Source organism: Alteromonas lipotrueae (assembly GCF_019249255.1).
Lineage (GTDB): Bacteria > Pseudomonadota > Gammaproteobacteria > Enterobacterales > Alteromonadaceae > Alteromonas > Alteromonas lipotrueae.
Window position 1 is genome coordinate 130,400 of record NZ_JAESDJ010000010.1, and the last position, 21,014, is coordinate 151,413.

At 44.1% G+C, this 21,014-nt stretch carries 23 protein-coding genes; 11 read left to right on the top strand and 12 right to left on the bottom strand.

Annotated elements, in window-relative coordinates; translation table 11 throughout:
• Positions 1 to 75 precede the first annotated feature (75 nt).
• From KYS23_RS14585 to trmJ, 4 genes are all read right to left on the bottom strand, one after another.
• Positions 76 to 1,254 (bottom strand): IscS subfamily cysteine desulfurase, encoded by a 1,179-nt coding sequence (locus tag KYS23_RS14585; RefSeq protein ID WP_218419175.1) that lies wholly within the window; start codon positions 1,252 to 1,254, stop codon positions 76 to 78.
• Between the two features lie 30 nt (positions 1,255 to 1,284).
• The gene (iscR, locus tag KYS23_RS14590) at positions 1,285 to 1,770 is read right to left on the bottom strand and encodes a Fe-S cluster assembly transcriptional regulator IscR (protein ID WP_057790573.1); all 486 of its coding nucleotides are present in this window, start codon (positions 1,768 to 1,770) and stop codon (positions 1,285 to 1,287) included.
• 197 nt (positions 1,771 to 1,967) lie between these two features.
• Positions 1,968 to 2,792: a serine O-acetyltransferase gene (gene cysE / locus KYS23_RS14595; RefSeq protein ID WP_218395999.1), complete on the bottom strand. Its 825-nt coding sequence runs from the start codon at positions 2,790 to 2,792 to the stop codon at positions 1,968 to 1,970.
• A gap of 11 nt (positions 2,793 to 2,803) precedes the next feature.
• On the bottom strand, positions 2,804 to 3,565 hold the full coding sequence (gene trmJ, locus KYS23_RS14600; protein WP_218419177.1) for a tRNA (cytosine(32)/uridine(32)-2'-O)-methyltransferase TrmJ: 762 nt from the start codon (positions 3,563 to 3,565) through the stop codon (positions 2,804 to 2,806).
• 275 nt (positions 3,566 to 3,840) lie between these two features.
• Here trmJ and suhB point away from each other — a divergent pair, with 275 nt between their 5' ends.
• The gene (gene suhB / locus KYS23_RS14605) at positions 3,841 to 4,617 is read left to right on the top strand and encodes an inositol-1-monophosphatase (protein WP_013783261.1); all 777 of its coding nucleotides are present in this window, start codon (positions 3,841 to 3,843) and stop codon (positions 4,615 to 4,617) included.
• A 90-nt stretch (positions 4,618 to 4,707) separates the two neighbouring features.
• Here the strand turns inward: suhB and KYS23_RS14610 are convergent, their stop codons facing one another.
• Complete coding sequence (locus tag KYS23_RS14610) at positions 4,708 to 5,994, bottom strand: acyltransferase family protein (protein ID WP_218419179.1); 1,287 nt, start codon at positions 5,992 to 5,994, stop codon at positions 4,708 to 4,710.
• 107 nt (positions 5,995 to 6,101) lie between these two features.
• Here KYS23_RS14610 and KYS23_RS20935 point away from each other — a divergent pair, with 107 nt between their 5' ends.
• Entirely contained in the window at positions 6,102 to 7,013 is a 912-nt protein-coding gene (locus tag KYS23_RS20935) for a LytR/AlgR family response regulator transcription factor (protein WP_159532207.1), read from the top strand.
• A 69-nt stretch (positions 7,014 to 7,082) separates the two neighbouring features.
• Here the strand turns inward: KYS23_RS20935 and secF are convergent, their stop codons facing one another.
• The 6 genes from secF to KYS23_RS14645 form a co-directional block, all read right to left on the bottom strand.
• Positions 7,083 to 8,024 carry a protein translocase subunit SecF gene (secF, locus tag KYS23_RS14620; RefSeq protein WP_218419181.1) on the bottom strand — a complete coding sequence of 314 codons (942 nt, stop codon included), beginning with the start codon at positions 8,022 to 8,024 and terminating at the stop codon, positions 7,083 to 7,085.
• Between the two features lie 9 nt (positions 8,025 to 8,033).
• Entirely contained in the window at positions 8,034 to 9,881 is a 1,848-nt protein-coding gene (gene secD / locus KYS23_RS14625; protein ID WP_218419183.1) for a protein translocase subunit SecD, read from the bottom strand.
• Between the two features lie 55 nt (positions 9,882 to 9,936).
• Positions 9,937 to 10,275 carry a preprotein translocase subunit YajC gene (gene yajC / locus KYS23_RS14630; protein ID WP_013783253.1) on the bottom strand — a complete coding sequence of 113 codons (339 nt, stop codon included), beginning with the start codon at positions 10,273 to 10,275 and terminating at the stop codon, positions 9,937 to 9,939.
• A 24-nt stretch (positions 10,276 to 10,299) separates the two neighbouring features.
• Positions 10,300 to 11,412 (bottom strand): tRNA guanosine(34) transglycosylase Tgt, encoded by a 1,113-nt coding sequence (gene tgt / locus KYS23_RS14635; RefSeq protein ID WP_159532209.1) that lies wholly within the window; start codon positions 11,410 to 11,412, stop codon positions 10,300 to 10,302.
• Positions 11,413 to 11,578: 166 nt separating this feature from the next.
• Positions 11,579 to 12,643, bottom strand: a complete 1,065-nt coding sequence (queA, locus tag KYS23_RS14640; protein WP_159532210.1) for a tRNA preQ1(34) S-adenosylmethionine ribosyltransferase-isomerase QueA — start codon at positions 12,641 to 12,643, stop codon at positions 11,579 to 11,581.
• A gap of 377 nt (positions 12,644 to 13,020) precedes the next feature.
• Entirely contained in the window at positions 13,021 to 13,233 is a 213-nt protein-coding gene (locus tag KYS23_RS14645) for a DUF6471 domain-containing protein (RefSeq protein WP_232043593.1), read from the bottom strand.
• Positions 13,234 to 13,470: 237 nt separating this feature from the next.
• Between KYS23_RS14645 and KYS23_RS14650 the strand changes: the two genes are divergently transcribed.
• The 9 genes from KYS23_RS14650 (at position 13,471) to KYS23_RS14690 (ending at position 20,107) form a co-directional block, all read left to right on the top strand.
• A complete protein-coding gene (locus KYS23_RS14650) occupies positions 13,471 to 13,860 on the top strand; it encodes a DUF2170 family protein (protein WP_159532211.1) in 390 nt (129 codons plus the stop codon).
• 23 nt (positions 13,861 to 13,883) lie between these two features.
• Positions 13,884 to 14,564, top strand: a complete 681-nt coding sequence (locus KYS23_RS14655; protein ID WP_218395992.1) for a PspA/IM30 family protein — start codon at positions 13,884 to 13,886, stop codon at positions 14,562 to 14,564.
• A gap of 103 nt (positions 14,565 to 14,667) precedes the next feature.
• On the top strand, positions 14,668 to 15,723 hold the full coding sequence (locus KYS23_RS14660) for a potassium channel family protein (protein ID WP_218419185.1): 1,056 nt from the start codon (positions 14,668 to 14,670) through the stop codon (positions 15,721 to 15,723).
• Positions 15,724 to 15,737: 14 nt separating this feature from the next.
• Positions 15,738 to 16,382 carry a YjfK family protein gene (locus tag KYS23_RS14665; RefSeq protein ID WP_159532213.1) on the top strand — a complete coding sequence of 215 codons (645 nt, stop codon included), beginning with the start codon at positions 15,738 to 15,740 and terminating at the stop codon, positions 16,380 to 16,382.
• 26 nt (positions 16,383 to 16,408) lie between these two features.
• Positions 16,409 to 16,825, top strand: coding sequence for a DUF350 domain-containing protein (locus tag KYS23_RS14670; protein WP_159532214.1), 417 nt, complete (start codon positions 16,409 to 16,411; stop codon positions 16,823 to 16,825).
• 9 nt (positions 16,826 to 16,834) lie between these two features.
• Positions 16,835 to 17,515, top strand: coding sequence for a DUF1190 family protein (locus KYS23_RS14675; RefSeq protein ID WP_420838761.1), 681 nt, complete (start codon positions 16,835 to 16,837; stop codon positions 17,513 to 17,515).
• A 3-nt stretch (positions 17,516 to 17,518) separates the two neighbouring features.
• The gene (locus KYS23_RS14680; protein ID WP_218395990.1) at positions 17,519 to 18,712 is read left to right on the top strand and encodes a glutathionylspermidine synthase family protein; all 1,194 of its coding nucleotides are present in this window, start codon (positions 17,519 to 17,521) and stop codon (positions 18,710 to 18,712) included.
• Positions 18,713 to 18,805: 93 nt separating this feature from the next.
• Positions 18,806 to 19,345: a rhomboid family intramembrane serine protease gene (locus KYS23_RS14685; protein ID WP_218419187.1), complete on the top strand. Its 540-nt coding sequence runs from the start codon at positions 18,806 to 18,808 to the stop codon at positions 19,343 to 19,345.
• Between the two features lie 63 nt (positions 19,346 to 19,408).
• A complete protein-coding gene (locus KYS23_RS14690) occupies positions 19,409 to 20,107 on the top strand; it encodes a VC0807 family protein (RefSeq protein WP_159532217.1) in 699 nt (232 codons plus the stop codon).
• On the opposite strand, the gene glsB is transcribed toward KYS23_RS14690, so the two are convergent.
• Positions 20,101 to 21,009 (bottom strand): glutaminase B, encoded by a 909-nt coding sequence (gene glsB / locus KYS23_RS14695; protein ID WP_159532218.1) that lies wholly within the window; start codon positions 21,007 to 21,009, stop codon positions 20,101 to 20,103. The genes KYS23_RS14690 and glsB overlap by 7 nt on opposite strands.
• Between the last annotated feature and the right edge of the window lie 5 nt (positions 21,010 to 21,014).

Sequence of the window (21,014 nt, forward strand, 5' to 3'; positions counted from 1 at the left end):
ATATTCAATAGCCCTGTTAAATAAAAATTAAATATCGTAGCAATCGGTAATTGCGATGCCGTGCGACAAAAGACGCTATCGGCTTGCGGCCAATACTGTCGCCTCACGTAAACGGGTAACAATATCGATGACTTTATTGATGACGTAGGTAATGTCATCTAATGTGGTGAACCTACCTATACTAAAACGTATTCCAGCGTGAGCCAGTTCACTACTTCTTCCTATGGCGCGTAATACATATGAGGGTTCTAAGCTTGCCGATGTACAGGCAGAACCTGAAGATACCGCAATATCATTCATCGCCATCATCATACTTTCCCCATCCACACCACCAAAACTCACATTTAAAATGTTCGCTATACGCTGAGTTTCATGACCATTAAGGTGAATATCATCTAACTGGCTTAGCCCTTCCCACAACGCAGTTTTCAACTTGCTAATAAGGGCGGTATCATTCTCTAACTGCTGATAGGCAAGGTGTATCGCTTCCCCCATACCTACAATTTGGTGGGTTGCTAGTGTGCCTGAACGCATTCCTCGTTCGTGACCGCCACCGTGAATCTGTGCCGCTAAGTTGATTTTTGGTCGACGGCGAACGTATAACGCCCCCATCCCTTTCGGACCATAAATTTTATGCGCTGAAATAGATAACAGGTCGACTGGCAATGCTTGCAAGTCAATAGGAAGCTTACCTACGCTCTGCGCCGCATCGACGTGAAACAGGATGTTCTTAGCACGGCAAAGCTCACCAATAGCACTAATATCTTGAACAACACCTAATTCGTTATTTACGTGCATTACTGACACTAAAATGGTGTCGGTAGTTATTGCTGCTTCAAGCTGTGAAAATGAAACAAGACCTGACGTATCCACATCTAGGTAAGTCACTTTAAAACCTTGCTTTTCAAGGTATTCACACGTATCTAAAACAGCTTTGTGTTCGGTATTAACGGTAATGATATGTTTACCGTTATTCGCATAGCCTTCTGCTACACCTTTAATAGCTAAATTATTCGATTCTGTCGCACCCGAGGTAAATACAATTTCTCGTGGGTCGCAGTTCAGTGCATCACTTATTTGATTGCGGGCGACGTCTACCGCTTCTTCCGCCATCCAACCAAAACGATACGAACGGGAAGCTGGGTTGCCAAAATTGCCATCCATAGTCAGGCACTGCACCATTTTTTCTGCAACCTTTGGGTCGACAGGCGTGGTAGCGGCGTAATCTAAATAAATAGGTGTTGAACGAGACATAAGCGACTAAAACATTCTCTAAAACTGTTGTTATAACTGAAAGCTAACTTCGATATCGTTGGCAACATTACGAAGGGAGGCGCTTTTATCTTGGCGCCCAGCCACTTCTTGAACGTCGCGCTTGGCCATTAATTCGCCAAGGGTAATATCGTTCAAAAAGGAACTTATCCGATCGCTCAAGTCTTGCCATAAACTATGAGTTAGGCAACGGTCGCCACTTTGACAATCCGCTTGACCTTGGCAACGGGTGGCATCTACAGATTCATCTACCGCACGAATAACTTCACCAATTGATATATTGGCAGCATCGCGCCCTAGTAAATAGCCACCACCTGGCCCGCGAACACTATCGACTAGCTGATCTTTACGTAATCGAGAGAAAAGCTGCTCTAAATAAGATAGCGAAATAGCTTGGCGTTCAGAGATATCAGCGAGAGGCACAGGACCGCGTGTCGAATGCAATGCTACATCAAGCATTGCCGTTACTGCGTAGCGCCCTTTAGATGTTAATTTCATAGAATCCTCCCGCTATTAATATAGCAGGAATTTTCACATACCTGACTAAATTGGTCAAGTATAAGACCTAGTAATTTAGTCAAGTATTATTGATTGAGGTAATCGCTTTCAGCTTCGCAAAAAATAAACTTTAAAATTAGTAACTTACACCAATGAGTTACGCGCTTACTTTTTCATTTCGGCTACCCAAGCGTCGGCTAAATAGCAGGGTCGAACGCCTCTTGGCCAGCTTTAGCTTTACTCTCATCTGCAAACTCAATACCCGTATCGGCGAAATCTTGCGCTGATATGTTATGCAAGTTATCAGTACACACGTCACCGCCGAGTGATTGAATAACCTTACACATCTCTTCCACCTTGGTATCCATTTGATGCATATGCTCAAGCATAATTCCCATGGCATTAGCGACAGGATCTGGATTATCAGGCGCAACTGCATAAGCATCGAACCCATATTTTTCGGCAATTTTATTGCGGTTGGGGTTAACCTGCGCTGCATCACTTTGTTGCTTAGAGATAATTATACGCCCAGGAATCCCTACTGCAGTAGCCCCCGCAGGTATATCTTTCACCACCACAGAGTTTGAACCTACTTTGGCATTTTCACCTATGGTAATAGGGCCAAGCACTTTAGCACCCGCGCCCACTACCGCGCCTTTTTCTAAGGTAGGGTGACGTTTCCCCGGCGTCCAACTTGTACCGCCTAATGTTACCCCGTGATACAAAGTAACATCGTCGCCCACTTCTGCAGTTTCACCAATCACTACGCCCATGCCATGGTCGATAAATACTCGGCGACCTAACGTAGCACCTGGGTGAATTTCAATCCCCGTTAGCCAACGGTTGAATGTGGAGAGACTGCGTGCCAACCATTTCCAGTTGGCTTTCCACAATTTGTGGCTAACACGATGCAGCCACACCGCATGTAAACCTGGATAGTTGGTTAAAACCTCAAAGGTATTTCGTGCCGCAGGATCGCGATGAAATACCCCTTGAATGTCATCTTTAATTCTAGAGAACACGAGTGCCTCGTCTAGTTAGGTGATTCATTGTCGTTATCAATTTCAGGCTCAGGTTCAGGCGCATTCACCGATTTATCGATAGACGCCAATATACCACGTAGTATGTTCAGTTCTTGAGACTCAGGACGAGCGCGATTAAACAAACGTCGAAGTTTAGTCATCACTACACCAGGATGGCTTTTACGAATGAAAGAGGTGCTTTCCAAAGTCGTTTCCAGATGGGTATAGAAACGCTCTAAATCTTCGTTTAGTGGGTACTCTTCTTCAACGCTGGGGTAAGTTTCGCGATTAAGATAGGCCATACGAATTTCATAACATAAGGTTTGTACCGCGGCGGCTAAGTTAAGCGAGCTATATTCAGGATTTGCTGGAATACACATATGGAAGTGACACTGCTGCAACTCTTCGTTGCTTAATCCACTATTTTCACGACCAAATACCAGTGCTACGGGGAAATTACTGACTTCCTGTACTAGTTTTTCGCCGCATTCACGTGGCCCAAGCATAGGCCATGAATGGGTTCTAGAACGGGCCGAGGTACCTACCACCAAACCACAATCAGACACGGCTTCTTCTAATGTACTCACTATTTTAGCATTGGCGAGGACGTCTCCAGCGCCTGCTGCCAAAGCACTTGCTTGGCCATCAGGCTCATGAACAGGATTAACTAAATAAAGGCTACTCAAGCCCATGGTTTTCATTGCTCTCGCTGTAGAGCCAATGTTGCCAGTGTGTGATGTACTCACCAAAATAATACGGATGTTCTCGAGCATGCTTTTTATTACCTGTAGCCTCGTCAATATTGAGCGAATAGTAGCACAATGGCGGTATAGATGGCTATCTGAAGGCCTACATTGATGCCTCAAACCAGTCGGCATCATCCGTAGTTGTGCGACCTACCCACATTTCATTTGCATCACACGACCATTCTGGTTAAGATGCGCGCGTTTTGAACACCTTACCTTGTGGGTCACTTGCGTAAAACGCATGTTGGGCTAACCTATGGTCAAGGTCTGTTCTTTGGTCTTTTACAATTGGTGGTTTATCTATGCATCCTATGCTGAATATTGCGGTGCGCGCAGCGCGTGCGGCTGGCACAATTATTGTTCGTGGTTTCGAAAAACACAACGAAGTAGCAACTGAATCAAAAGGCGCTAACGATTTCGTTACGCAAATCGATAAAGATGCTGAACAAGCTATTATTGCTAAAATTCAGCAATCATTCCCAAATCACTGCTTTATGGGCGAAGAGTCTGGCGAAACCGCCGGCGCAGATACTGATTTTCAGTGGATTATTGACCCATTAGATGGCACCACCAATTTCATTAAAGGCATTCCTCATTTTGCCGTATCTATTGCATTACTTCACAAAGGTCGTCTAGACCAAGCTGTTGTATTCGATCCTATTCGAAGCGAGTTATTCACAGCTAGCCGTGGACAAGGCGCTCAGCTAAATGGTTACCGCATTCGTGCGTCTAAGCCTCGTGATTTAAATGAGACTATTCTCGCTACTGGCATGCCGTTCAAAAACAAAGCTAAGTTTGGCGAGTATGCGCTAAGCCTAAACAAAATTTTCCATGAGTGTGGCGACATTCGCCGTGCAGGTAGTGCAGCGTTAGATTTAGCCTACGTTGCTGCTGGCCGTCATGATGGCTACTGGGAACGTGGTATTAAAACGTGGGATATCGCAGCAGGCGAACTTATTGTTCGTGAAGCTGGTGGCCTAGTCACCGACTTTAAAGGCGGTAACGATCCACTTTATAGCGGTGAAATTGTTGCTGGTAGCGCCAAGGTAGTTCAAGGCTTAGTTAAGCATTTAAAATAGCCTTTGCATTTTAGAAGGCAGCTCATTGAATTAGCGTCTTATATAAAATGAAAAAAAGCGGTGTTCATACACCGCTTTTTTTGTGCCTGTTTATAAGCTGGCTTTTGTAGGCGGCTTAGACCCTGTCTTTGAATAAGCCGATGCAGAAGAGAGCGTAATGGTTGTATCAATGTCTTGGTTAGGTCGTTGCGACCTAGCCTTCAACCCAAATAGTACTCGTGTAACCATGTTTCTTTTGGCAAGTTCATAAGTTAGCGCACAACCAACTAACGTAAAGAGTAAAATGAGCACAAACTGAATGCCTACTGGAAAGCCTATTGAATGAAGGCTATACGCGGCCACCACAATCAGTGTTTGGTGCATCATGTAGTAAGGAAGCACACCGCTATTAAGGTATTTAACCCAGTCCATGGGTTTATTTAAGTAACGCTTACCAAAGCCTAGTATTGCCGCCAACCAAGCCCAATGATTCAGCACTACAATGTAGCCTACCATCACTCTGAACCACCAGAACTCAGTCATCCAATCGCCAACAGGACCAAACATGTCGTGCCTATCAGCGATAATAAGTGAATACATGCACAACGCCACCACCGCGCTTACATAACGAGTACGCTCCAGCGCTTCCCATAGTTTGGGCTGCAAGATGATAACGGCACCTACCACCATAACAAGGAAGTATTTAGCATGGCTGTACCAGTCATTAAGCAAATCGTGTGTAGTGGGGTATGTATTTCGCAGCATTAGCCAGATTGCTACCATTGCCGTAGAGGAAGCGAAGGCAAAGGTGATCATTCCAATCTGAAGTTTTCGCAACTGAGCCATCATCGGAAACAACAAAATAAGTAGTAGCGAGTACACCCACAAGTAAGGTAAAAACCAAAGGTGATTCCACGTCAGCAAGCCAATGTCAGAATGGCGCTCGGCAAGCCACTGTGTATTAGGGTTAATGTATTCTAAATAAAACTGCGTAAAAGTGGTGTCTATCACCCCATTAACCGTCCATTCAATATAAACTTGTGGGGCAACTATCACAAACATGCCAAATAATAACGGAATCATTAAACGTTGGGTTCGCTGAATTATCAACTCCCCTGCCCGTTTTAGGAATAGAAGCGGTTTAGGCTCTACGCGCGTCAACAATACCGTCAGTACCATCGAAGAAATTAGAAATAACAGCGACATTCGCCACTGATTAGTTAAAATCATCACGTCTTGCAGCCACGCTTGAGGCTGTTCACTTTTGATATGCCACCCCCATTCCAAAACGTAGTACATTCCAATGTGATAGAGAATTAACACACCAAACGCGATAACTCTTAGTGCATCGAGTTCATGAAACCGGGTTGATTCGTTGCGACTTATTGCTTGTGTCATTACTGTCTGTCCTATTCAATAATGTAGTAATAGGGTTTGATATAACGTAGATTTTCTTACTTACACTAGCGTAGAGTGACGAGAGAATGAGTAATTGGGGGTGAGCGGTGGGTAGCAGTGACGAAAAACTCAGTCAGTTTTTTCGCGATACAGAGCGATATCATAAATGGGCAGCCTTTGTACTGCTGGTGATTTATCTATTTTTGAATAACTCGATTAATGCTGCATCAGATTGGACAGAGCTCTCGAGAGATTCAAATAACAGCACTTCGTTGTGGGAGCCTTATCTGTGGGAATATAGCAGCGCATTAGCCACTGCATTATTAGTCGTCCCCCTTATTTATTTCATCCGCAAACTTGATACTTACGCATTTGGGGTTAGAACATGGCTACTTTGGCATTTTGCGTTTGCGAGCCTTTTTTCAATTGCACATGTCACTTTGATGGTGGCCTTTAGAGAGCTGTGCTATTTACTATCGGACAAAGAATATAATTTCGGGCCTATAGCCAGCGAATTTTTCTATGAATACCGTAAGGATTTATGGGGTTATATCACTCTTATCACCTTTTATTACATCATGATGTTCAGTTATAGAAGGCTTATAGGAGAGGCTTCTGTCATTCGGGAGCATGATGCGCCTGGGGAAGTGAGTGGCGCTAGAGGGGATACCCCCACCTCGGGCATGCCTGACAATTTGTTGGTAAAGAAGCTAAACAGAGAATTTTTAGTAAAACTTAGTGACGTCTATTGGGTAGAAGCGTCAGGCAATTATATTAATCTGCACACGGTGAAGTCGACCTTTCCATTACGGTATACCATGAAACATTTCTGTGAACACGCTAGTGAAAAAGGCTTTATTCGTGTACATCGTTCCTATGTGGTGCAAAGCACACTTATAGACAACATACGATTTGAAGACAGCGGAGATGGCACTTTAACATTGTTAAATGGCACTGAAGTTCCCGTCTCTAGGCGTTACAAAGACGCCTTAAAAGCCCGCCTAACTCCTGCAGCGTAAATTGAAAGCAAAAAAAAGCTAGTCAATTGCTGACTAGCTTTTTGTATCTTGTGAACCTAGCGTCAAAAATTAGGGCATTGGGTCTAAATCAGCGCCTTCTTTTTCTACCTGAGGTGGCATCAAATCTTCTTTACTAATACCCAGTGCTAGTGCAACTGAGCTTGCAATATAAACGGAAGAATACGTACCAACAACAACACCAAACAACAATGCAGTAGCAAAACCATGAATGAGTGCGCCGCCTTTATAGAACAAGGCAATCAACACTAATACCGTGGTGAGTGATGTAATGATTGTACGATTCAAGGTTTGCGTAAGCGAAATATTGATAATATCAATGGGCTCGCCCTTACGAATCTTGCGGAAATTCTCTCGAATACGATCAGAGACAACAATGGTATCGTTAAGCGAGTAACCAATTACCGCTAATACCGCCGCTAGTACTGTTAAATCAAATTCTATCTGAAGTACCGAAAACAACCCTAAGGTCAGAATGACATCATGAGCAAGGGCCGATACTGACCCTAGCGCGAAACGCCATTCAAAACGCATTGCAACATAAACTAATATACAGATTAGTGCCACCAACATGGCCAAACCGCCCTGTTCAGTAAGCTCTTCACCTACGTTTGGCCCTACGAACTCGATACGACGCATATCAACCGCCGTGCCGTCTGCACGCAATGCCGCTAATACTTGCTCACCAATCGTGGCCGCTTTAACACCGTCACGAGGGGCTATGCGAATAAGCACTTCTTGGCTGCTGCCAAAGTTCTGTACGATTGCGTCTTCGAATTCCGCGGTGTTAAGTAACGTACGAATCGACTCTAGGTTTGCCGCGTCTTCGTAACCCACTTCAATCAACGTACCGCCGGTGAAATCTAACCCCCAATTAAGACTGTTAATGCCTAACGAGACGAAGGAACCTAAAATAAGAATGGTAGACAGCACCATCGCTGGTACACGCAGACGCATGAAATTAATGGTTTCAGATAACTTTAATAATTGCATGTCCTGCTCCTAAATCGCTAATTTCTGTACATTACGTCGACCACCCCACACAGCGTTAACTACAACGCGTGTTAGTAAAATAGCAGTAAACATAGAGGTAGCAATACCAATCATAAGCGTAATAGAAAAGCCTTTAATTGGACCGGTTCCTACAGCGAACAGAATAAGACCCGCAATGAACGTTGTGATGTTAGCATCTAAAATGGTAGAGAACGCGCTGTCATAGCCATGATGAATGGCCTGTTGAGGGCTTCTTCCATCACGTATCTCTTCGCGAATACGCTCGAATATAAGTACGTTAGCATCTACCGCCATACCAACGGTAAGAACAATACCCGCCATACCCGGTAAGGTTAGCGTCGCACCAGGGATCATAGACATAATACCCACAATCATCACCAAGTTGGTGATAAGTGCAATGTTTGCCACAATACCAAAGGCTTTGTAGTAAATGAGCATAAACACAAGTACCGCCAACAAACCATACACAATAGCTTGTGTACCAAGCTCAATGTTCTCTTTACCTAAACTTGGCCCTACTGTGCGCTCTTCAACAATTTGAATAGGCGCAATCAATGCTCCGGCACGGAGTAACAAGGCTAAATCACGCGCTTCTTTCGGTGAATCTAGACCCGTAATTTGAAACTTACTGCCTAACTGTGCACGAATAGTGGCTACGGAAATAACCTGTTCGTGCTTTTCGAAGATTAGCTTGTCGTCTTTATTACGCTCGCCGTTCGACTTGTATTCAATAAATACCGTAGCCATTGGTTTTCCAATGTTGCCGCGGGTTGAGCGAGACATTTTGTTGCCCCCCTCTGAATCAAGAGAAATATTTACGTTAGGTAAACCGTACTCGTCCACACCACTGTTGGCATCAATAATATGACTACCCGTAAGCATGATGCGTTTTTCAAGCAACTGAGGAATACCTTGCTGATCTTCAATTACCTGTGAGCCCGCTGGTACACGACCGCTAATAGCGTCACGCACGTCGTTTTTCTGATCAACCATTCTAAATTCTAAGGTTGCGGTAGCATTTAGAATTTCTTTAGCACGGGCCGTATCTTGAATACCAGGAAGTTGCACAACAATACGGTCAGCACCTTGTTTTTGAACCAAAGGCTCAGCAACACCTAATTGGTTAACACGGTTACGAATAATGGTAATGTTTTGCTTAACCGCGTTCTCGCGAATCTCTTGAAGTTTAGCTTCAGAAAATACCGCACGAAGCACTAGGTCATCAGTTTGGCTTATTGTAAGGTCACGATTTTGATTACGTAAGAAAAACTCTGCTTTATCTAGCGTATCTTCATCACGGAACGTAATTTCTACGTAGTCTTCTTTTTGCGTAACCCCGCGATAACGAATGCCTTCTTCACGCAAAGAGGTACGGAATCCGCTTTCAGCATCTTCCAATGACTTAGTGATGACTTCGGTCATGTCCACTTCCATTAAGAAATGAACACCACCACGTAAATCCAAACCAAGCTTCATTGGCGTGCCACCTAAACCTTCAAGCCATTCTGGCGTATCAGGTGCAAGGTTCATTGCCACAAAGTAATCGTCGCCCAATGCATCTTCTAATGCTTCACGGGCAACTAGTTGAGTATCTGAATCTGAGATGCGAACGAGAATTTGCTCATCTTCGAATTCGATGCGCTTAGGGGTGATACCTTTTGCCGCCAACGTAGACTCAACTTGGCCTATCAATGACTCGGTTACAACAGCGTCACGGCCGGCAGAAATCTGCACCGCATGATCTTCACCGTAGATATTAGGAAGTGCATAGAGTGCGCATAGTCCAATGACGATAAGCGTACTTAGCACTTTCCAGATTGAATTTTTATTTAGCACTGGATAGTTCCTTTCGTGCCAGTACCGGGAAGGTCCCGGCCCCGGCGTTTGTCAATTACAGCGACTTCATCGTGCCTTTTGGCAACACAGCTGTTACAGACGACTTCTGCACAACGATGTTGTTCGTGTCGTTAAGAGAAATTTCAATGAAATCTTTGTCGTCAGACACTTTAGTAATACGACCAACAATGCCACCTTGCGTTAGCACTTCGTCGCCTTTACCCAGTGAGGTAACTAAGTTTTTATGCTCTTTTACACGCTTCGCTTGTGGGCGATAAAGTAGGAAGTAAAATATTAAACCGAATACGGCCAACATGATGATCATTTCCATGCCACCGCCTTGTGCAGCGCCACCAGAAGCTTGCGCGTGTGCGCTTGAGATAAATAGGCTCATAAAATTCCCCAATTATTTTCGTTGTTATAGTGCCGGAACCGGCATATTTTTTTGTTCATAAAAAGTGTGTACGAAATCGTCCAACGAATCTGCTTCAATAGCATCGCGAAGGCCTTGCATAACACGTTGGTAGTAACGAAGGTTGTGGATGGTGTTTAAACGCGCACCCAAAATCTCATTACACTTATCTAAATGATGTAGATAAGAGCGAGAATAGTTTTTACAAGTGTAACAGTCACAATTTTCATCAAGAGGCGACGTATCGTTACGATGTTTCGCGTTACGAATTTTTACTACGCCATCGGTTACAAACAAGTGACCATTTCTAGCATTACGGGTTGGCATAACACAATCGAACATATCGATTCCACGGCGTACCGCTTCTACGATATCTTCTGGCTTACCTACCCCCATTAAATAGCGAGGCTTGTCTTCTGGAATTTGCGGCGCCGTATGGTCGATAATACGGATCATATCTTCTTTAGGCTCTCCAACCGATAAACCGCCAATGGCATAACCGTCGAAGCCTATGGCTTCAAGCCCAGCTAAAGATACATCACGCAAGCCTTCGTACATGCCGCCTTGAATGATACCAAACAACGCGGCAGGGCTGTCGCCATGAGATTCCTTACTTCGCTTCGCCCAGCGCAGAGACATTTCCATGGATACTCGTGCTTCTTGCTCAGTGGCAGGATAAGGCGTGCACTCATCGAAAATCATCACGATGTCAGAGCCTAGGTCACGTTGCACTTCCATCGACTTTTCTGGCGTAAGTAAAATCTTCTCACCATTAATTGGCGAGCGGAAGGTTACCCCTTCTTCGGTAATTTTACGTAAATCACCTAAGCTAAATACTTGGAAACCACCTGAATCGGTAAGGATTGGCTTGTCCCAATGCATAAAGTCATGCAGGTCGCCATGCTGGCGGATAACGCCCGTACCTGGACGCAACATCAAGTGGAATGTATTGCCAAGGCAAATATGTGCACCACTGTCTTCTAATTCTTCAGGGGTCATCCCTTTTACTGTGCCGTAGGTTCCCACCGGCATAAATGCTGGGGTTTCTACCACACCACGATCAAAAACCAGACGTCCGCGTCTGGCTTTACCATCGGTTTTCAACAACTCAAATTGCATGTAAAGCGTTCCCAATCAGGTGCGCGCTCTGGCGCTGGGTCAAACGAAATTGTGGGCGATTATACCAGTTATTCTTCTGAGATCATGCCCAATACGCATGTTTATCGTTGAGAGAAGGAAATAGGACGGTCATCCCCTGCCTTATTCCCTAAAATATCGCTTTCAATTAGGCTTTTTCGATAAACATACTGTCGCCGTAACTGAAGAATCGATACTCGTTCTCGATAGCATCTTGATAAGCATTCATTACATTTTCTCTGCCAGCAAAAGCACTTATGAGCATCATAAGCGTCGATTCAGGCAAATGAAAATTAGTGAACATGGCATCGACCACTTTGAAGGTAAAACCCGGATAGATAAAAATTTCAGTATCGGAGTAAAACGGCGTAATCACAGGCCTTTCACCCGTATTATTTTCTATTGACTGCACTGCACTAGCTTTTGCCGCAGATTCTAATGAACGTACCGACGTCGTCCCTACCGCAATCACCCGCTTACCTTGGGCTTTAGTCGCCAATACAGCATCTACCACCTCTTGGGGTACCTCGGCATACTCAGCATGCATTTTATGCTCTTCAATATTTTCCACCCTTACAGGTTGAAAAGTACCCGCACCAACATGCAGAGTAACAAAGGCCAAATTAACGCCTTTTGCTTTTAACGCCGCTAGCATATTGTCATCAAAGTGTAAGCCCGCCGTTGGCGCCGCAACTGCTCCAGGCGTTTGATTGTAAACCGTTTGATAGCGCTCTTTGTCGGTAGATTCATCCGGGCGGTCAATATAAGGAGGCAATGGCATATGGCCAAATTGCTCTAACAAAGAAAGCGCCGTCTCTTCATGGTCGAAGCGCAGTAAAAACAAGGCATCATCACGCCCTTCAACCGTGATATTTACATGCTCTTCTAGCAACAAACGGGTACCAGGCTTTGGTGCTTTACTGGCTCGAACATGTGCAAGCGCTGTGTGCTCGGTTAAAATACGTTCAATAAGCACTTCAACTTGCCCACCGGTTTCTTTCTTGCCTAATAAGCGTGCAGGAATAACCCGCGTGTTATTAAATACCAGTAAGTCACCTTTTTCTACTAACGACAACATGTCGTTAAACATAGAGTGGGTAACCGTGCCAGACTTACCGTTTAACTGAAGTAAACGGCTTGCCGTTCTATTTTCAGTTGGGTACTTGGCAATAAGGTGTTCTGGAAGTGTGAAGCGATAATCTGATAATTTCATATTACTATTTAAAGACGCCAAAATTAAACGAAAGAATTAAGACAAAAGTTGAATGTTAAGTAGGTTTAAGTTTCATATACTTTAGTAATTTTAAGCAAAATGAAATTTCAAAAACTCATCCAACCTATTATTTTTATTAGCCTAAAGTAGCCATGTATAATTTGTTATACCTACTTATAGAACTCAATACGGTTAAATATCAAACAACAATAGAAGCAAAAACCTTAAACGGTTAAGATACACCCAGATAGTGATGATGTTCTCCCTTAACATTCCTTATCTTAGACCCGACACTTGTCGGGTTTTTTTTCGCTCGTCGATTACTATCGACTCCCTAAGCGAATTTTTCACTTCATATCTTTTTGCGATAAAGCATTTTACCTGTTTGTATCGTCAAGATCAGTTAAGATTTCTTCGATTAACGCCGCATCTACTGCTCGCGCTTTAAGGACGTATAATATTTGTACTAACAAATCTGCGCCCATAATGCCCTTATTCACTTTGTTTCTTAAATTATCAGCGCTTTGCTCCACACCAATGTCGGCTAAACGCTGACTGAGCGCTTGATATTTCACTCCGCGCACAGACATTTCAGACTTAACGAGTCGCGCTACGGTTTGTCGCCATGCATTTTTAGCACTCAATTAAACACCCCATTTGTGACGTATATTTTACAAAAACACACTTTCTTACACATTAAAAGCGTATTCGTTATTGACGATTATGGCATAATACGTCTACACTGCAAGTCAAGAATATTGGCGAGTGCGTAAATTGTGGTTACAGTGGCACTCGACATTATCGCTTCAATCGAAAAGGAGAACTGTATGAGTTGGGATCTAGAAAGCATCGAAACTTTGTTTAAAGGGCACGATGACTTTGTGGTGACGCGTGAGGAAAATTGTTTACTCATTGCGAATCAAGACGGTATAGACGCGTGGCTGGCTATTAGCGGCGAGCAAATCTTAGTGGAAACCTTATTATTTGCTTCATCAGAAGTTAAAGACAAAGCGGCTTTAGATCACGAGATTTTATCTACCCATATGTTGTTCCCATTAACCACGGTCGGCATTTCGACTGTTGGCGATGAAGAATACTACGTTGCCTTTGGTGCGCTTAGTGCACAATCGAAATCAGAAAGTATTGTGATTGAAGTAGAAACACTGTTTCAGAACGTTGCATCATTTTTAGATGCCTACGAAACACACCTTATTTAATATTTACTTCGAAGGAGAAGCGAATGTCAGTTTGGAAAAAATTAGTTACTGCAGTAAAGGGTGGTGCCAACGAAGCGGCACAGTCGGTAGTAGATAGCCAAGCTATCCGTATTCTGGAGCAGGAAATTAGAGAAGCTAAAGAAGAATTACGTAAATCTGATCATGCAAGAACGCAGATTTTAGCGAAATGTAAGTTGTCTCAGCAAAAAGTAGATAGCTTTAACTCATCCATTGCTGAATACGAAGCGCACGCGCGCAAAGCGATTGATAACGATCGTCAGTTGGCCCTTGATTGTGCTCACAAAGTATCTGAATTGAAAGAAGAGCAAGCGCAAGAACAGGCGTATCTTGATCAGTTCCAACAATCAGAAAAACAATTAGCACAGAATATCCAGCAAGCCAAAGCGAACTTACGTCGCTTAGAGCAGCAAGTCGATATGGTGAAAGCCACTGAAAGTGTACAAAAAGCGCAAGTTGCTGTTTCATCTCGCCACATGGGCGCGAACAGCAAAATGAAAACTGCAACGGAATCGCTTTCACGCATTCAAGATAAGCAGAAGATGCGCAACGCTGAGCTTCAGGCGGCCGAAGAACTGGCTACTGAAGAGTCGAGCAGCGATCTAGAAAAGCGCCTTTCTGAAGCCGGTATAAAAGGGGGCAAAACCTCTGCCGATGATGAACTTGCTCGCATTTTAGGCAAATAAAGTAATATTCAACGGGGGCTTAGGCTCCCGCTTCGTCTTTTATAGACATATTCCCCGCTTAAAGGCACAGTTAAAGAAAGACAAACAAAGGTTGTTTCTCGCTATGTCGCAATGGACAAAACTGCGCAAAATCATGTTGCAGTATTTCGCCGAATCTCGTTGGTACACGATTCTAGGCGCCACCGCCTTCTATGGTGTGAGTAGTTATTGGCTACTCTATGCCGCCAACGAAAATGCATTAATTACACAAGCCGATTTTATCTACTGGTTAGCCGTTACCGCATCGACGGTGGGTTATGGCGATTTATCGCCCACGACCTCCGCCGGCAAGCTCATTGTAGCATTTTACGTTATTCCCTTAGGACTAAGTATTTTTGCCATGGTGATTGGACGAATTGCGGCCTGGGTATCTGAACAATGGAAAAAAGGGGTAATGGGCATGACAAGCCTAAATGTTAGTAAACATATTTTGGTGATTGGATGGAATGAGCAACGCACTATGTTGTTGTTAAATTTGTTATTGCAAGAACGCGAGGCCATGACTGAGCGGCCCGACATTGTTCTGTGTGTAAAAGCAGATATCACCAACCCCATGCCAGGTATTATCGAATTCGTAAAAGTAGACTCGTTTAACAAAGATGACGATATGGACCGAGCATGTATTAACGCGGCTCAAACAATTCTGATCGATAATCCACAAGACGATGTCACTATGACCACTGCGCTATATTGTTCGAAACGAAATCCGCAAGCCCATCAAGTTGCTTATTTCAATGATGATAGCCTAGTGGGCTTGCTACAAGAACACTGCCCAAAAGTGGAATGTACACCTAGTGTCGCTGTTGAAATGCTGGCGAAAGCGGCATTCGACCCAGGTTCGAGTATGCTGCACCATGACTTATTAAGCATTGGTGAAGGGCAAGCGCAATTCTCCGTGAAAATTCCCAACGACAGCCCTTCTATTTCAGTTGCCAAATTATTTATGAACTTAAAGCGCCGACACGATGCCATATTTATTGGTTATGCCCCACACGGTCAAGTGAAAGACATGGTGGTGAATCCGCCGTTAGAATCAACCCTAGCACCAGGCGACACCTTATTTTACATTGCCGACAGGCGCATTAATGCCATCAATTGGCCATCGTTAGACGCCGAATAGCACAGGAGTGTATTGTGTTTAGTAAATTATTTAAGAAAAAAGCGCCAGAAAAACCCAAAGCGCCTGAAGTGATGGGCTTGTATCTAGGTGGTTCATTCGAGCTAGATAATTTAAAGCTGTCGTTACTCGAGCCATCGCTTACTATAGAAGGCGCTGCACGTTCACAACTGATTCAAGCCGTTGGCGAAGCGCCACTTGATACCGGCGGTACTTTGCTGCGCTTTTACACAGACGATGATGGCTTTTTGCAAGTGGTGCTTGATGGTGGGCTTAGTGAAAATCACATTACTGATGTTAAGCTTTGGCATTTTTATAGCACTGAAACCATTGGCAGTGAACAGCAATGGAAATCGTGTGTAAATACCCTGATTAGCCAACCTACTTATACTCTTGACGGCAAAGTATTTAAGCGAGTCTGGGAGGCCGTAGGGGCAGAATCACCGCCCGTAGCAGTGACAGAAACCACCTACGAAGAAGATGAAGATATCAGCACCACCGATCAGTTTATGATGCTCTACGAACGAGAGATAGAAAATGATAGAGTGGAGTCATTACTGGTTGCGGGCGAAGAAAAGGTAGTGGGTAGCAATTTTGACCGCTGCTTAGTTATTTCCACGGGGTTTGACGTAGAGCCCGCAGACATTACGATAAACGGTTAATCGACATATAAAGGTAAGGACGTTCTATGGACACTATTATGGATTCATTGACAGGATTAGATAACTTTGCGCTGTATTTCGGCCTATCAATTGTTTTCTTATTCGTCTTCAAACTTGTGTATGCACTAGTGACCCCACACGATGAGTGGAAACTAGTTAAAGAAGAGAAAAATGTAGCAGCTGCAATTGGCTTTGGCGGCGCGATTGTTGGTTTTGCTATTGCACTTGCTAGCGCAGCGACTCACTCAGTTGCGATTGTCGATTTCATTATTTGGGCTGTTGTCGCTATTGTCGCGCAATCACTAGCCTTTGCGTTATTACGTTTTACCTTTATGCCTAAAATTGCACAGCGTATTAACGAAAATGAAGTGTCTGCAGGCGTAATGCTAGCCAGTATGTCTATTGCAGTGGGTTTATTAAATGCGGCATGCATGACCTATTAAGGGGGACCCATGACAGATTCTAATAAATCACACGCAGCACAACAGGCTATGACAGACAGTCAATCTGGTATCTCTGCCACCAGCCGTAAACGTAGCTCAGGTATCAACCTTTCTCGTATGCGAAAAAGCTACGCGTTAAAGCCTCTAGCTATTGGTATTGCCAGTGTTTTCCTTAGTGCTTGTGGTGAAGAGAAACAAGACGCGCAAATCTACACTTCACTGGAAGACTGTAAGCGAGACTTCCCCGATGCAGTTGAACGCTGTGATGCGGCTTACAAAACCGCGACAGAAGAAGCGATGCGTACCAGCCCTCGCTTTAATAGCGAATACGATTGTGAATACGAATTTGGTGCCAACCAATGTCGCACGGTGAATACCAATTCTGGTAGTGTATTTATGCCCTTTATGGCCGGCTTCATGGTAAGTCAGTTGTTATCGCCAAATCGCTATTACTCACAGCCTCTCTATACCTCGTATTCACCCTACTCTTCATATCGCTCTCGTTGGGTTACGGCTGATGGAAATGTGTTTAGCGGTGATATTCGCAAGCGCAATTACAAAGTGGGCTCAGATACACTGAAACCCAAACCTACGGTAAACCGCACAATGAAGCGCGGCGGTTTCGGTAGTAGTGTTAGGGCAAAATCATCGTGGGGAAGTAGCTCACGCAAAGGCAGTTGGGGCGGATAAGCCATGTTTAGAATGCCATGCCAGCCACGCAAGGGTTGGCAGCAACTGGCCGGCGAATTTGGGTTTCACTTTCATACCATGTATGGCGAACCCTATTGGGATGAGCGCGCCTACTATCAATTTACGCTCGCCCAGATTGAAAAAGACATTGAAGACCCCACCGCCGAGCTTCATCAGATGTGCTTAGCTGTAGTTGACGATGTGGTTAATAGTGAGCAGTTACTCACCCGCTTTTCTATTCCCAAAGCCCACTGGGGATTAGTTAAAGACAGTTGGCGCAACCGCGATCCTAGTTTGTATTCCCGCTTAGATTTAGTTTATTCCGGCAAAGGCCCCGCAAAACTGCTTGAAAACAATGCAGATACGCCCACCAGCTTGTACGAATCAGGTTTTTGGCAATGGCTATGGTTAGAACAACAAGTGAATGCGGGTGTACTGGCGCGAAATGCTGATCAGTTTAATAGCTTGCAGGAAAAGCTGGTGTTTCGCTTCGGTGAAATAGCCCAGCATTATCAATTAAATCAAATGCACTTCTCTTGCTGCAAAGATACCGAAGAAGACCGCGGTACGGTGCAATACCTTCAAGACTGCGCAAGAGAAGCTGGTATTCAAAGCGATTTCGTTTTTATTGAAGACATTGGTTTGGCAGATACTGGCGTATTTACCGACCTTGCTGATGCCCCCATTACCGATTGTTTCAAGCTATATCCTTGGGAGTTTATCCTGCGCGAAGAGTTTGGTGACTCACTCGCTGATGCAAAGGTAAATTGGTTAGAACCTGCGTGGAAGTCTATTATTTCAAACAAAGCATTACTGCCTTTGTTATGGCAGAAATTTAAAGGCCACCCTAATTTACTACCTGCCTATTTCGCCGACGATATCCCTCATAACATCCATCATAAAGCCCCTCATAATGCCATGCACGGCGGCAAGTGGGTCAAAAAGCCATTATTTTCAAGAGAAGGCGCGAATATTTCATTAATTGAAAATGGAAAGGAATCGGAATTAAGCCCAGGTCCGTATGGAGAAGAAGGGTTCATTGTACAAGCTTTTCACCCCCTTCCTGTGTTTGATGGAAACCATACACTCATTGGTAGCTGGTTGGTAGATGACATGCCAGCAGGCATTTCGGTGCGTGAAGACAGCAATGCGATTACGCAAGACTTGTCTCGATATTTACCCCATATCATCTTGTAATCAAGCCCTAGCGTCTGCCGCTTGATGAGCTTAGCAGCCAATAAAACTAACGCGCTAGGCAAAGTGTTATAACGAAGGAATAGAATACTGTTTATGAAGCCACTGTCTTTTCAACTTCGCGTGTTACTTACCCTAGGCGCATTTCTCATTGTCATTGAGATAGTGAACCTTATAACGGGAAATAGCTTAAATCAGTTTGGTGTCTATCCCCGCTCCTTGTCCCATTTGCCCTATATCTTCATAGCCCCTTTTTTACACGGTACGCCGTCGCATTTAATGGCTAACTTTATCCCCCTGTTATTGTTTATGTGGCTTTCTATGCAGTGGGGAAAGCGCACCTTTCTCATCGCCACCGCAAGTGCATTGATTATTGGCGGACTGGGCGTCTGGGTTTTCGGTAGAAGTGCTACGCATATCGGCGCAAGTGGTATGGTTTACGGCTACTTCGGCTTCTTAGTTTTAGCTGGCTTTAAAAGTAAAAAAGTTAAATACCTGCTGATTTCTATTATTGTTGCCATCGTTTACGGCGGAATGCTGGTAGGTATATTGCCAACCTCTAGGTTTATTTCATTTGAATATCATCTATTTGGCTTTTTAGGTGGGTTATTTGCCGCTTGGCACTGGGCACGATGAATGGATGCCGTATAATTGCAGTTAATTAAACAGTGCGGCTATTAAGAGAAAGACAAAAGCGTTATGGCAGAAGTACAATCGCAGCAAAAAAATCAGGGTTTTTTCGGCAACCTTGCTTTCAATATTATTATACCCGTGGTGTTAATGAGCTATGCAAGCTCTGAAGATTATTTAGGCCCAGAATGGAGTATCGTCGCCGCGCTGGCTTTTCCCATAGGTTATGGACTTTGGGATTTAAAAGCATCAGGCAAAGTTAACGGATTTTCAGTTTTAGGGATTATCAGCGTATTACTAACTGGCGGCTTTAGTTTGCTAAAACTGCCTGCCGAGTATATTGCCATTAAAGAGGCCGCGATCCCTGCAGCCATTGGTTTGGCAGTATTAATAACACAATTTACTGAAAAGCCGCTGGTCAAAATGCTGATCTTAAACGACCAAATTATAAACTGGCCACACTTAAATCGCGTACTCGATGAACAAAATAAACAAGCATTGTTTAAACGCAAAGTCGCAGTAAGTTCTTATATTGTAGCAAGCTCATTCTTTCTATCTTCTGCGTTAAACTATATTCTGGCAAAAGTGATATTGGTAAGCGCCCCTGGCACCACGGCGTACACCGAGGAATTAGGACGAATGACTGCGTTGAGCTACCCAGTCATTGTTATTCCTAGCATGATATTGCTTATTACCGCACTATGGTATTTATTCAGCCAGATTAAGAAGATAACTGGCGAAGAGCTCGATGATTTTATTAATCAGTAAACCGACCAATTAATGCGCTTGCTCAATGAAGTAAGCGCAGCTACACCTAAATGAGAGTTCCCTACCGCGTTTAGCGCGGGAGAAAAAACACATATAGAAAAGCGTCCCGGCACCACGGCAATAACTCCCCCACCAACCCCGCTTTTTCCCGGCAAACCAACCTTAAAGGCAAAGCTACCCGCCTCGTCGTACATACCACTTGTGGCTAACAATGCATTCACTTGACGATTTTGGTCTGGGCTTAGTACCTGTTCGTCGGCACAATTAGAATAGCCTCTATTTGCTAAAAAGTTTGTGGCTCGCGCTAAATCAACACAACTCATTTCCAGGGCACAGTTGTTAAAGTAGCTATACAATACATCCTCAACTTCATTTTCGAAGTTGTTGTAGGCTTTCATTAAATATGCCATCGCTGCATTTCTAGCACGGTGATCAAATTCAGAGTCAGCAACCGCTTTATTAGCAAAAATATTATCGTTGCAGGATAGGCGCCTAACAAAATCTCGCATACCGATATGAGGCGAGGCGAAACGAGACTGTGTCATGTCACTAACCACTAATGCCCCCGCATTAATAAACGGGTTCCTTGGTATACCGTCTTCGTATTCCAACTGTACTAGCGAATTAAATGGCAGACCTGAAGGTTCACAGCCTACTCGTTCCCACATACCTTCGCCATAGTGATTCATGGCCAGCACTAAGTTGAAAACTTTGGATATGCTTTGAATAGAAAAAGGCACATCGGCATCACCAATTGACGTAATACGCCCTTCAATATCACATATGGCAATGCCAAATTGATGAGGATCGACACTGGCTAGCGCAGGAATATAGTCTGCGACTTCCCCCTCCCCTAGCATAGGTTTCACTTCATCAAAAATGGCTTCTAACAATTCAAGCATTAGCG